Here is a 13740-nt window from a genome sequence, read left to right on the forward strand (position 1 = left end):
GTCGTCTATACTACAGCGAGAATTTCGGCATTCTCAGGAGGTGCGTCATGCAGGGTGGCCATTCCTCTTCGTAGTGGCTTACCAAGATGATTGTCGTCTCCGTCGAAAGCAGTTGCAACAAGTGAAACAACTTTTCGCGATACTCGCCTTTGAGACCTTGCGTCGGTTCGTCAAGCAACAACACCTTTGGCGGGCGGATTGCAGCTCGCGCCATCAGCACCAAGCGTTTGTCAATCGGCGAAATTTTGCGAATCGAAATTGAAGTATCTTCGAAGCCCAAATAGTTAAGCCATTCGCGAGCCTTTGCACGCTCTTCCCACGTGATGTTTTCGGCACGGCAGAGGTTCGGCGTAAATCCTGTACAAAGTACTTCTAATAAGCTTAAGTCTTCGCGGTACTGGAGTGCCATTTCTGGCGAGAAGAATCCGAGTTTTGCCTTGTGGTCCCAAATGTTGAGACCATGCCCCGGACGTTCGCCGAGGAGCGTAATGTCGTTGTTGTAAATCTGCGGATGGTCTGCTGTTAGCATTCCAAGAAGCGTGCTTTTGCCGGCTCCATTTTCACCCATTACTGCCCAATGTTCACCCTTGCGAACGGTCCAGTTCAAATCCTTAAGCACATCAGTATCACCAAAGCGAACGTTTACGTGTTTCAAATCGAAGAGGATTTCTGAATCAGACGAGAGACGAGAGACGAGAGACGAGAGATGAATGGAATCACAGTTCTCTCGTCTAAGATCAACGATCTCATAATCTTTCAACTCTGCTTTCTTGAACTTCGGAGTAGCGGCAGCCTTCGGAAGTTCGCCAGCATATTGTGTGAACGTCTTGTTCGCATAAACGAATGCTGGAATTTCCGGGAGCAGTTCGTCTTCACGAGCGAGGCGCACCACCACATTCAAATCCGGACGTTTTGCAAGATCTGCAACAGAGCGTGCTAAATGCGCACGGTACTCCGGATCAAGCCCGCCAAACAAGTCGTTGAAATAAACCCATTTGGGCTTTTCCATCCACATGCGGGCAAGTAACACGCGACGCAGTTCACCGTTTGAAAGGCTCAAAAGCGTGCGTTCCAGAACACCGGTAGGCAAGTCGGCTATTTTCAATGCTTCTTCTAATTTCGAAGAATCTGTTTCCGGCCATGCCATATCGTCTATGTAGCGGTCCGTTTGCAAAAAGAACTTTTTGTCCAAAAGCAAGTTGCGCACCAACGGGGCTTCTGCATCATGCAAACTGATGAAGCGCTGCTGGAAAAACGGGGCCAACGCCTGCTGGATTTTACGTTGTACTGCCTCCGACATCGTGGAGACATTTTCACGTTGATTCAAAAAATGAGTAATGACTCGGTCAAGATCATCGCCCTCGGTGCTGAAAATCTGCACCTGCGGAAACATCTCGATCAGAGCTTCAAAGCGCTTGAATTCCATGTGCCCAAAGATAGAAAAAGGGCAAAAAAATGGCTCTTCGATTTTTTAGACCTGTTTTATTGTCCTTGCTATGTTGCAAATTTTTGGGGAAATACAATTTCTAAGTATAAAGAATGTTGCTAAATTTTTTTTCTAGCGTTCGTTTTGTTAGGAGCCTCTACGATGGTCGATTTTCTGAATACCGTTGACAATATTCTTTATTATCCCATATTGATTGTGGTCCTTGCGGCTGCGGGAATTTATTTCAGTATCCGCACGCGGTTCGTTCAAGTTCGGCTTTTTGTGGAGGCGATTCGTACGCTCGCTGAAAAACCTCAGGAAATGGGCGGCGTATCTTCGCTGGAGGCGTTGTTCGTTTCGACGGCATCCCGCGTGGGAACGGGAAACATCATCGGCGTATCTACCGCGATTTGTCTGGGCGGGCCGGGGGCTGCGTTCTGGATGTGGGTGCTTGCGATTATCGGTGCGTCTTCTGCGTTTGTCGAGAGTACGCTTGCGCAGGTCTATAAGCGTCGTGACCGTCACACCGGCGAATGTTATGGCGGACCGGCGTACTATATCGAGACTGCGTTGCATAGCCGCTGGCTCGGTGTCGTTTTTGCGGTGTTCTTGATTTTGACATACGCATTCGGCTTTAATTTGCTTTGTTCGTACAATCTGCAATCGACGTTCGAGACCTACAGTTTCTACAATCCGTCGGTGACTCCTTGGATTATCGGCGTGATTCTTGCGTTGCTTGTGGGCTTTTGCTTGTTCGGTGGCGGCAAGCGTATTGTTAAATTGACTAGCGTGCTGGTGCCGTTCATGGGGCTTTTCTATGTATTCCTTGTGTATATTATTTTGGTTGTAAATTACGATATGATTCCTTCGGTTATTACGGCTATAATGCGTGACGCGTTTGACTTCGAAGCGATTGGCGGAGGTATAGCAGGTTCTTGCCTGATGTATGGCATCAAGCGCGGACTTTATTCGAACGAAGCTGGCGTGGGGTCTGCGCCGAACGCGGCTGCTGCGGCTCATGTCTCGCATCCGGTAAAGCAAGGGCTTGCGCAAGTGATTTCGGTGTATATCGATACGCTTTTCCTCTGCACGGCGACGGCCATGATGTGTCTTGTTTCTGGCGTGCCGGGAACTGCGGAAAATGCCGGGGCGATGTACGTGCAGCAGGCGGTCTCGAAGACGTTTGATGCGGCTGGACCTATCTTTATCACGGTGGCGATGGCATTGTTCGCTTTCACGACGCTGCTTGGCAACCTTTTCTATGTGCATAATGCAATCGCCTTCATCAATAACAAGAAAATGCCGAGCAAAAAAGTGATGACGGTGATTCATATTGCGTGCTGCTTGGTGGTGCTTTTCGGCGCGGTGACTCCGATGGATGCCTGCTGGGCTTTGGCTGATATTACGATGGGCGGCATGGCGTTGATTAACTTGCCTGCATGCGTCATTTTGGGCAACGTCGCTTTCATGGCTCTTCGCGATTATGAACGCCAACGCAGACGCGGGCGGAACCCGGCGTTTATCGCAAGGTATATCAAGCTGGACCCTCTAGGATTGGATTATTGGAGGCACAAGGAAAGAGACTCCAAAGTTTAGTTCGCTTTTTTGTGCGAAATTCTTTTTCACTTTCCCTTCTTTGCCTTGCAGTATGAAAAATAAAATGTATAATTGCAGGAGAAGGAAAAAGGAATGGAGCCGCTTTTCAATCTAGAAAGCATTTATGTTGCAAACGTAATCGGGATTGTTCTGATTGGCGTTTTGATAGTATGCAATTTGTGGCGTTTCCAAAGTAAGAGCCGTGCCAACAGGAACCTGTTGTTGATGATGTTCCTTGCTTTGACCAGTTGCATTGCCGACCCGATTTCTTATACCATGAAGGGTGTGCCGGGCTTGTTCCCCAAGATAGCGGTCTATGCGGCGAGTACGTGGCTTTTTGCGGCGAATATGCTTGCGGTCAATTTTTGGGTGCGGTTCCTCGCGTACCATTTAAATGGAGGAATGTCACGGCGTTCTAGGATTGCCCTGAATTCGGTCGTCGTTGTCAGTCTTTTTTTGCTTGTTGTCAATTTATTTGAGCCGATAGTGTTCACTATTGACGAAAACAACCTTTATTCAAGAACTTATCTGTATTTTTATTACGTGGTGGTTGACTATATGCTGGTGATCAACAGCCTTGTGACTTACTTTAAGAGCAAAGCCAAGGGCGGGTTCCTCAAGTTTTTCCCGATTTGGGTCTATATTGTGCCAATTCTCATCGGGGGGGTGTTGCAGTCGGTGTTTTACGGAATTTCTGTGATACCTACAAGTATCGCGATTTCGATTGCGGGCGTACTTGCTAGCCTTCAAAACGAGATGATTTATCAAGATCCTCTTACGGGTCTTTTCAACCGCTCTTATATGCATTACTTGCTAAAAAAGTACATCAAGATGCCGAAACTCAATATTACAGGAATCATGATTGACTTAAACGGGTTCAAGCATATAAACGATGAATTTGGCCATGCGGTGGGTGATGAGGCTCTGCTGATTGCATCGCGTATTTTAAAATTGGCCGTTGGCGATGCCGGTTGCGTTATCCGTTATGCAGGGGATGAATTTATTATTTTACTTAATACGCAAGATGATACAAAAGCGAAAAATTGTATTGCAAAAATTCGCCATCTTTTTGACAAATTTAATAATAACAAGTCGAAACCTTATATGTTGTCTGCGTCTATCGGGGCACATAAACTCGATATGAAAACCGAAAGTATCGATACTTTTATTAATATCATTGACGCACGCATGTACGAAGACAAGAAATTTTTTTACGCAACTCATGCTGGGATGGATCGCAGGAAGGGGTAGTTTGTCGGAAAAATACACGGCGCGAATACAACATAAATATTATATTGTGTATTCACTAAAGCACCCTTCAGGCAGGAGATTCCTATGCTCAGAAAATTTGGTTTCGGGTTGGCCCTTGTGGTTGCCTTCGGCCTAGTGGCTTGCGGCGATGACGACAGCGATTTCGCACAAAGGTCCCAGAACGACGAAGAGGAATCCTCTTCTAGCATGGAAAAATTCAGAAGTTCCTCCAGCAAAGGCAAAGTGTCTGCCAAGAGTTCTTCGAGTTCCCGTAAAGGTGTATCGAGCAGTTCCGCCAAATCAAGTAGCTCCGCTAAATCGAGCAGTTCCGCTAAATCAAGCAGCAGCGGGCGGTGTCCCGATATTCCCGCAGGCATTGGCCGTTCCGCCCCGAGAGATACGAATTGGGTTCCGGAAAACGTGGACGCGGGCTCTGTTTACGACTCCGTGGCACACACCCTGACGGACCTTCGCGATGGACAAGTTTATAGGACTGTAACTATGGGACGTCAGGTGTGGATGGCCGAAAACCTCAACTATGCCTACCTAAGGCCCACCGCCGATTTGGATTCGACAAGTATCTGCCCGTGTAACATCTCCGATTCTTGTGCTAGATACGGGCGTTACTATACGAAATGGGCAACCAATGACCAATATTCCGTATTTGGCAAAACGAAATCCGGTTATGATTACATTGATTACGATACCGAATTTCCTGCAGGGTTTGTGCGCGGCGTATGCCCCAAGGGGTGGCATGTTCCCTCGGTCAGAGAGATGAATCGTCTATTCGATTTTGTTGAGGATGAAGCGGGAAGACTTTTGTCTAAGGAAACTCCAAATGCGACCGATGATTACGGATTTACGTTGCATACCTCGGGGGCAATCGATTCTCCCGTTAAACCCGTCGTGGAGCATGGCTCTTTCGTTTTTTTCTGGATTGCACATGAAAGCTATTCTGATGTAATGTATATTGAAGATGAGGATGTTGGCAAGGAGTACATCGACAGGGGCGTGAGTTCGCTTTATAGTAGAAGTATAGATATTTCCTTTACGCTCCGGTGTCTGATGGACCCCGTTGTTGCGGATACGGCTAAATTCGTAGATGCATCGGCTGTTGTGAAGGATTCCATGACGGACTTGCGAGACGGGCAGGTGTACCCTACCGTAAAAATCGGGACGCAGAAATGGATGGCAAAGAACTTGAACTACGCTTATGGAGATGATGCCGATAGCCTGAGTCTTTGTTATGAGAATGATGTGGAATTTTGTACAAAGTATGGGCGCTTATATACGTGGGCTGCCGCAATGGATTCCGTTGCATTGTTTAGCGACGATGGCAAGGGTTGTGGCTATGGGGTCACGTGCAAGGCTGATGGAGTCAAGAGGGTGCGGGGTGTTTGTCCTGACGGGTGGCACTTGCCTTCCTTGGAAGAATGGCGTACCTTTGGTTTCGCCTTAGGGCATGCCCCTGCTGCAGCAAAAGACACAGCATGGAAAGCTACAAGTATCAACGCCCGCACTGGCACAAATACCTATGGGTTTTCTGCACTCCCCGGTGGAGATAAGTACGAAGAGCATTTCTATGGGGAGGGGGAGCACTCTTTGTGGTGGGCTGCAGAAGAAGACGGGCCATATTCTGCCAACAATTGGTATATCGGAACCATTGAGATGATGGTGAAGTCGAAACTCAAGTACAATATGGCAAGTTACGTGCGCTGCGTTGAAGATTGATAGGAAAAATGCCGTTATTAGCTTGAAATTGCAGATTTTTATAATGGTTGCTTTTTAGTATGAAAAATACTACGAAAAATCTTGTATTTTAAAATAGAATTGTTTATATTTAGGGCATGGACTTGGAAAATGTGTCGAAGAATGCCCTTGGAGTGCCGAATTCGTATACGGTATTGCTGCGCGATGTTGCTTGGCTTTCGGTTGGCTACCCTTTTCGTAATACATGTATTCCCGGCGATTCGGGAATGTTGTCGTGTTTCTTGCGTGATGTTGACAACTCGGGCGAATTGCAATTGCAAAACTTAAAACGAGTAGAAGATGCGTCTCCTAACGATTCGCATTTAGCCACTCAGGGCGATGTCGTATTCCGCTCTCGTGGAACGCCGTTTATGGCGGCGGTTGTTCCCGAAATTACTGAAAAGCTGTTGGTTGTCGCTCCGATGATCCGTATCCGTGTGAATCGCGAATTGGTTTCGCCCGATTACTTGGCGTGGTATATAAACGGGGCGTATGGTGCGGTCTATTTTAAGGAGTTTGCGACGGGCTCCGGCATTCCGCTGGTGAGCAAGGGTGTTTTGGAGCAGATGCCTGTCAAGTTGCCCAGTTTAAAGGCGCAGCAGGCTATTGCCGACCTTGTAAAACTTGGCCGAAAAGAACAAGAAATCTTGACACAAATTGTCAAGCAAAAGAATTTAATTTTAGAAACGGAAATTTCAAAATATTTGGAGTCGCTATGAGTGAAGTAAAAAGCGAAAAAATCGAGCAAGATGCCATCAATGCTGCCGCTTGGGCCGCATGTGATACTTTCCGCGGGGCGGTTGATCCGGCGCAGTACAAGGACTACATTCTGGTGATGCTGTTCCTGAAGTATATGTCGGATGTGTGGCACGACCATTACGACGCTTATGGCAAACAGTATGGCGGCGACGAGGCGCGAATCCTCCGCAAGCTGGAACGCGAACGTTTTGTGCTTCCGAAGGTAGAAATCAAGAATGACAAGGGCAAGGTCATCGACTCTTTTGTTGCAGACTATTACAGCCTTTACGAACGCCGCACGGCTGATAACATCGGCGACTTGATCAACATCGTTCTTGATAAGATTGAAACGCAGAACAGGCTCAAGCTCGAAGGCGTTTTCCGCAATATTGACTTCAATTCCGAACCGAATTTGGGCAAGACGAAGGACCGCAACCGTCGCCTGCGTACGCTGCTCGAAGACTTCCACAAAGAAGAACTGGACATGTCGCCGAGCCGCGTTTCTGAAGATATCATCGGCAATACTTATATGTATCTGTTGGAACGTTTCGGTGCCGAAGCGGGCAAGAAGGCGGGTGAATTCTTTACGCCGTTCGATGTGACGGAACTCGTGGCGAAACTTGCCGCTCCGAAAGATGGCGATAAAATTTGTGACCCGACATGCGGTGCGGGCGGCTTGTTGATTCAGGGCGCAAAGCAGGTGCCGAGCGGAAATTACGCTCTGTTTGGTCAGGAATCTAACGGCAGTACGTGGGCTCTTTGCCGTATGAACATGTTCTTGCACAGCACCGATAGCGCTCGCATTGAATGGGGCGATACGCTCAACAGCCCGATGCTTGTTGAAAAGGATAAGCTGATGAAATTCAATGTTGTCGTCGCTAATCCACCGTTTAGCCTTGACAAATGGGGTGCCGAAAATGCTGCAAGCGACCCTTACAAGAGATTCTTCCGTGGCGTTCCGCCCAAGAGCAAGGGCGACTGGGCCTTCATCACGCACATGGTCGAGACGAGCCTCGCTGGCGAAGGTCGCATCGTTGTCGTGGTGCCGCACGGTGTGCTGTTCCGCAGTTCGACTGAAGGCAAAATTCGCGAGGCGATGATTCGCGAAAACCTGTTGGATGCGGTGATTGGACTCCCGGAAAATCTTTTCCCGACCACGAGCATTCCCGTGGCGATTCTGGTATTCGACCGCAGTCGTGAAATCGGCGGCAAGAATGCAAAACGCAAGGACGTACTGTTCATTGACGCAAGCCGTGAATTCGTGCAGGGCAAAAAGCAGAATTCGCTCTCCGAAGAGAATATCTCGAAGATCGTGAATACCTACAAGAAGCGTAAGAATGTGGACAAGTACGCCCATATTGCCACCTTCGACGAAATTGAAGGTAACGAATTCAATCTGAACATCCCGCGCTACGTGGATACCTTCGAAGAAGAGGCTCCTATTGATGTGGATGCGGTGCAGAAGGATATCGACCGCCTTGAAAAGGAACTAGCCGAAGTCCGCAAGCAGATGGCGCAAAAGCTGAAGGAGATTAAGCGGGGGTAAAGAACCATGTCGCTCGCATGGGCGAGATGGTCGAATAAAGGATGATTTGATGACACAGGAAGAACTCAAAAAACTGATTTCCAAAGACGAGACGAAGAATGTCGAGTTAAAGAAATCTACCGGAGAACTTCGCGAAGGCATGCATACGGCATGTGCCTTTTTGAATTCCGATGGCGGAGTTCTCGTTTTCGGTGTCACACCCTCTTTGAACATTGTCGGTCAGATTGTTTCGGAATCCACCCGACGCGATATCGCGCAGGCCCTAGCGGGGATTGAGCCCGCAGTTTCGCCCGTCATTGAATATGTAGATATTCCCGGCAAGCCGAACCTCCAGGTAATTGTGTTGAGGTTTAACCCGTGGGTCTATGGACAAAAGCCATATACATTCCACGGGAAACCGTATTATAGGTTGGAAAGCGTCACCAAGGTGATGCCTAGGGATATGTACGACGAAAGACTGCGGCAGAATTTCCCACACCAATTTTCGTGGGAAATGCGTGTAGCAGATAAGATCACTATAGGCGATTTGGATGAAAAGAAAATTCGCGGCTTGGTTCGCCTCGGAGTCGAAGAGCGGAGAATCTCAGAGGAATCACTTTCCGAACCAATTGAAGTCGTTTTGGAAAAATGGGGCTCGGGTGTCAAGCGGATTATTGATGTTTGTAAGGAAGAAGGATCTCCAGAACCTTTTTGGACTGAAGAGGCCGGCTATACTGTGGTAACGTTCCCGCTGGCTAGATTAAATGGCAGGAATGTCACTCAAAATGTCACCCAAAATGTCGCTCAAAAAGATGATGACGTACCTAGAAGGCAGAAGGTGGAACAGGTCATTTCTGCAAACTCCATAATATCGACAGATGCTTTAGCAACAATGTTTGGAGTAACGAAAAGAACTATTTTGCGCGATTTGAAAGACCTTGGATATGTTTGGGAAGGAGCCGCTAAAAACGGACACTGGAAAACCCGAAATGTCGCTCAAAATGTAACCCAAAATGTCACCCAAAATGTCATCCAAAATGTCACTCAAGACATAGAAGACGGCCCTAGAGTGCAGAAGGTTGAACAGATTATCTTAGTAGATTCGATGAAAACAAAAGAGTATTTGGCGAAGATGTTTGGAGTAAGTACTAGGACAATTTTACGTGACCTCAAGAAGCTTGGCTACGCTTGGGAAGGGGCATCAAAAAATGGGCACTGGGTGCGCGAGAAAGGACGTTTTGTTGACGCCAACAAGACATCGGTTAATAAGATTGAAAAGGAAATGAAGAGGATTGGGAAGTAAACCATTTTCGTGAGGTCACGTAAAAGCTTACAATAGAGAATAATAGTATGTATTTGCACACGGTTAGAAAAAGAGACTTTTGCATTTTTAAACGTAGCGGATTCGATACGTTTAAAAATGTTGGCAATCGGAGATCGTATTGGTAAAGAAGCCGAAGACAAAAAGGAGCTCGCAGGAACGCAGAATGGCGAAGTTGGACGCTTCGCTTAAGTCGGCCTACGAACTTGCCGCAAAAAATTTGGCTTTGATGAAATTCCCTGAAGAGGCTTGGATATGCGTAAATGGAGTGCAACTTTCGGAAACACGAAAAATACAATCTGAAAAGAGCAAGAATGCGAAGGACGTACTTGAAAAAGAAATGGAAATTGCATCGATGTTAGTTGCTGCGGGGCATTTTGTTTGGATGCTGCCAGAAAACAGGGCTAATGCCAAGAACCCTGACGCAATTATAGATGGACTGATATATGATTTTAAACAAGTTAAACTTTCAAAAGTGGAACAACGCTTTGTAGAGGCTCTTAAGCAAGCGGACAATGTGGTTCCGAGATTGCTCGACGAAAAGAATGTTTCTCGTGTATTGGGCAAATTGAAAAAACATGCTAAAAGCAAGAAAAACGGAACCCTTTTCGTGATTGTTGGCTCGGATGTAAGGAGGTTTGATTTTGACGAGATATAAAAAAATCCACGTTTTTTTGGCACAAAAACGTGGAAAACCCTGGCTGCCCGAGCATATAGCCCCGGCAAAGTTCATTGCTGAACTTAGTTATAATATACAATATTTTTTTGCGGAAGTCAATGGCTTTATTAGGACATTGCTTGAAATACGGAAATATGGCGAAAAAAGAAAAATTCAACCCTGTTCACTAGAATGTCGTTAGAGTGATAAACTACATTGAATTACATGAGGACGAAATATGTCAAACAGCAACAAGCACATTGAAGAATTCCTGGACTACTACCTGAATGTGGAGCAGTCTCCCGATTATGCTGTGTTGATTACAGGCTGTTGGGGCTCTGGCAAGACATATTTTATTAGACAGTATCTAGAAGGCAGGGGTGCTGCCGGAAAGGATGTAGTCAAAACATTTGACTGGTTGACCGATTGCGAAAAATATGCAGTTGTATATGTTAGCCTATTCGGTGCTAAAAGTCGCGAAGAAATGGACAAGCGAGTTCTTGAAAAACTGCATCCAATATTAAATTCAGATTATCTAAAAAGCATACCGACTGCCGTATCGACAATTGCCAAATTGCTAAAAGAGTATTCTGTTAATCCCGCTTTAAAAGCTACGGGTGCAGTAGCCGAAATCGCGACTCCTTTTTTAGCGGAAGTCTTGCCGAATATTATAAAAGGTGAAGGAGAGAAATTAAAAGGCGCTGTTGTCGTTTTTGATGATGTTGAGCGTGCTGACATGCTACTTCCTGAATTGTTGGGATATTTGAACGAATATGTGGAACACCTGCATGTTCCCTGCATTTTGCTTGCGGATAAGGAAAAATGGGAAGAAGCACAAAAGTGTCAAGAAGACAAATCAACTCTTCATCATTTGTCTAGTACCAAGGAAAAAGTCATTGGTAAGGAATTCCAGATACAAACATCTTTTGATGAAGTTTGGAATTTATGGTTTAATAAAGAAAAGCATCTTCTTGGTGATAAAGCATGGCGTTTATTGAAAGATTGTCATGATATAATCGCTCAAGTATTTGAATTGTCAAATGCCTCAAATTATCGTTCTTTAAGGCATACTTTTTTTGATTTTCAACTGTTCATAGAAAATATACAGGATGAGTATTTGATCAATCCTGAATTTAATTCACTATTTATCGCTGATTTCTTTGCACATCAATATGCTTATTATTTAGGTTGGTTTAAAGCGTCTGAATATGCGGAAAGTAATGCTATCCAAAGAGGTTGCGCGAAGGCCTCTGTCGAAAATAGAAATCACCGATTAGCTCAAGATGAGTCTGTTGATGAAGAATTGTATAAAAAATACCCAAAACTTCCGTATGAAAAATTCGAAGAAATATTTGACAAGGTCAAACGCTTAAGTTCATATGCTTTTTTAGATGACTATTATGCAAAATGGCGGCAGATTTGGCAAGAATGGTTTTCAAAAAATTATGTTGAAGCTGAACACCTCAATAATGTTATCAAAAATTCAATATGGTATGATAAAAAAGATGATTATTACCTAAATAAAATGTATGAATGGTTTAGAGAGGACGATGATTCTGGCCCAAAGGCTATGGCTGCGCTTGAAAAAGCGCTGCGAGAAAAGAAACTGACTAGTCCTATATCAATTATGTGCTTGTTCAGCAAACTTTATTGGCTTGCGCAAAGAAGAGTTTTTGTTGAGGACTATAATGCATTTTGTAAGAAAATAGAAGACTATGTTGTTGCGTGCAAGGGTATTTTGGAGTATGAAGATGTAGATAAATGGACACAACACACAATGTTGGATTCATCTTATAGTGATGTCAAAAAAGAATTAGATCATCTACAAGAACTCCTTAAGGAAATCTTGGCAGAAAAAGCGGCATCATTCAAACAGAACAAAATGGATGAGTTTTTTGAAAATCTTGGAAATGAAAATCCAGTTGTTTCCGAGCAAACTTGTGGTACGATTATAAATGGCTATCTGGATGAAAAAAAATTTGTATTTGGTGATTTGAATGCGGAACGTTTCTGTGAAGCCTATAGAAAAATGCCCTCGCGAGTTAAAACGAATTGTTTTAATGCGTTGAAGTCTAGATATCAATATCATCCTGAACAGATTGAAAGGGAAAAGAATTTTTTGGAAAAACTTTTGAAAAATGCTCAAAAGATATATAATGATGCAAAACGTCCGTTGTTGCCAAGTGTGTTTGCGTTTGATTATTTAATTAGAACTTTGGAAAAAATTTTGGGAGAAAAGAATGATGCTACCTAATGGATGGAAAAAAGTAAAGATAAAAGATATTGAATCCGTGGACATTCAAAACGGATATTCTCCTTTGTGTGTTGATTATGAAACAAATCGAAAAACGTTGAGCCTTGGTGCTTTGACTGGTTTTTCGTTAGATGTGAGCCAACAAAAAAATATATCAGAAAATGCTGTGATGCCGATTCATTCCTTATTAAAGAGAAATGATATATTGGTTAGCCGATCAAATACAAAAGATAAAGTTGGCCGTGCCGCTGTAGTATTTGATGATTTAAAGGGAATCTATTATCCAGATTTAATGATGCGTTTTCAAGTGAATGAAAAAATTGCTGATTGTCAATTTGTTGTGTTATGTTTGCAGTCTCCTGCAGGACGCCGTTATTTTGAATCATGTGCTGCTGGAACAAGCACAAGTATGGTGAAAATTAATAAAAATGTACTAGAATCTTTTCCGATAATGTTGCCCCCGCTAGAAGAGCAGAAGAAGATTGCGGCGACGCTTTCGGTCTGGGACTCCGCCATCGAAAAAATGGAAAAACTCATCGAAGCGAAGGAAGATCAGAAGAAATCTTTGATATGGAAATTGATTGAAAGTAATGACAACAGAAAAATTAAACTAGGTAAAGTTGTTGTAGATAAAAATAAGTGGAGAAAAAGCAAACTATCTGATGTAGCTTCGGGTTTTGATTATGGAATGAATGCTGCAGCAAAGGAATATGACGGGAAAAATAAATATATTCGAATAACAGATATTGATGATGTATCTCATAAGTTTAATTCTATAGATTTAGTCTCGCCAAATGCGGAACTAGAAGACAAATATCGGGTGAATGAAGGAGATATTCTTTTTGCTAGAACAGGTGCTAGCACGGGAAAATCGTATTTATATGATAAAAATGATGGCATTTTATATTTTGCCGGATTTTTGATTCGAGTCCATGTATTAAAAGATAACCCTTTCTTTATTTACATTCAAACTCTTTCGTCAAAATATCAAAACTGGTTAAAAAAGATGTCGATGAGATCGGGGCAGCCTGGTGTTAATGCGGAAGAATATAAAAACTTGCCAGTTTTAGTTCCGACTCTTCCAGAGCAAAACGCAATTACTGAAGTTCTTTCCGCTGCCGAAAAAGAACTCTCTCTACTCAAACAACAACTTGAAAATTATAAAAAGCAGAAACAAGGCTTGATGCAAAAACTCCTCACCGGTGAGTGGCGAGTAAAATAA

Annotated in this window: 10 protein-coding genes; 9 read left to right on the plus strand and 1 reads right to left on the minus strand. The window is 44.3% G+C overall.

Annotated elements, in window-relative coordinates:
- Positions 1 to 10 precede the first annotated feature (10 nt).
- Positions 11 to 1426 carry an ATP-binding cassette domain-containing protein gene (locus tag IKG78_RS19945; RefSeq protein ID WP_290947333.1) on the minus strand — a complete coding sequence of 472 codons (1416 nt, stop codon included), beginning with the start codon at positions 1424 to 1426 and terminating at the stop codon, positions 11 to 13.
- Between the two features lie 162 nt (positions 1427 to 1588).
- Here IKG78_RS19945 and IKG78_RS19950 point away from each other — a divergent pair, with 162 nt between their 5' ends.
- From IKG78_RS19950 to IKG78_RS19990, 9 genes are all read left to right on the plus strand, one after another.
- Positions 1589 to 3022, plus strand: coding sequence for an alanine/glycine:cation symporter family protein (locus tag IKG78_RS19950; RefSeq protein WP_290947335.1), 1434 nt, complete (start codon positions 1589 to 1591; stop codon positions 3020 to 3022).
- Positions 3023 to 3115: 93 nt separating this feature from the next.
- Positions 3116 to 4273, plus strand: a complete 1158-nt coding sequence (locus IKG78_RS19955; RefSeq protein WP_290947339.1) for a GGDEF domain-containing protein — start codon at positions 3116 to 3118, stop codon at positions 4271 to 4273.
- 84 nt (positions 4274 to 4357) lie between these two features.
- Positions 4358 to 6004: an FISUMP domain-containing protein gene (locus IKG78_RS19960; protein WP_290947342.1), complete on the plus strand. Its 1647-nt coding sequence runs from the start codon at positions 4358 to 4360 to the stop codon at positions 6002 to 6004.
- A 116-nt stretch (positions 6005 to 6120) separates the two neighbouring features.
- Positions 6121 to 6741 carry a restriction endonuclease subunit S gene (locus IKG78_RS19965; RefSeq protein ID WP_290947346.1) on the plus strand — a complete coding sequence of 207 codons (621 nt, stop codon included), beginning with the start codon at positions 6121 to 6123 and terminating at the stop codon, positions 6739 to 6741.
- A complete protein-coding gene (locus tag IKG78_RS19970) occupies positions 6738 to 8306 on the plus strand; it encodes a type I restriction-modification system subunit M (protein ID WP_290947347.1) in 1569 nt (522 codons plus the stop codon). Before IKG78_RS19965 ends, IKG78_RS19970 begins: the two co-directional genes overlap by 4 nt.
- 49 nt (positions 8307 to 8355) lie before the next feature.
- Entirely contained in the window at positions 8356 to 9588 is a 1233-nt protein-coding gene (locus tag IKG78_RS19975; protein ID WP_290947350.1) for an RNA-binding domain-containing protein, read from the plus strand.
- Positions 9589 to 9772: 184 nt separating this feature from the next.
- Positions 9773 to 10264 carry a hypothetical protein gene (locus tag IKG78_RS19980; protein ID WP_290947352.1) on the plus strand — a complete coding sequence of 164 codons (492 nt, stop codon included), beginning with the start codon at positions 9773 to 9775 and terminating at the stop codon, positions 10262 to 10264.
- Between the two features lie 238 nt (positions 10265 to 10502).
- The gene (locus tag IKG78_RS19985) at positions 10503 to 12518 is read left to right on the plus strand and encodes a P-loop NTPase fold protein (protein WP_290947355.1); all 2016 of its coding nucleotides are present in this window, start codon (positions 10503 to 10505) and stop codon (positions 12516 to 12518) included.
- Positions 12505 to 13740 carry a restriction endonuclease subunit S gene (locus IKG78_RS19990; protein WP_290947359.1) on the plus strand — a complete coding sequence of 412 codons (1236 nt, stop codon included), beginning with the start codon at positions 12505 to 12507 and terminating at the stop codon, positions 13738 to 13740. The genes IKG78_RS19985 and IKG78_RS19990 overlap by 14 nt, the downstream gene beginning before the upstream one ends.

It is taken from the genome of Fibrobacter sp., assembly GCF_017545445.1.
Taxonomy (GTDB): Bacteria; Fibrobacterota; Fibrobacteria; order Fibrobacterales; family Fibrobacteraceae; genus Fibrobacter.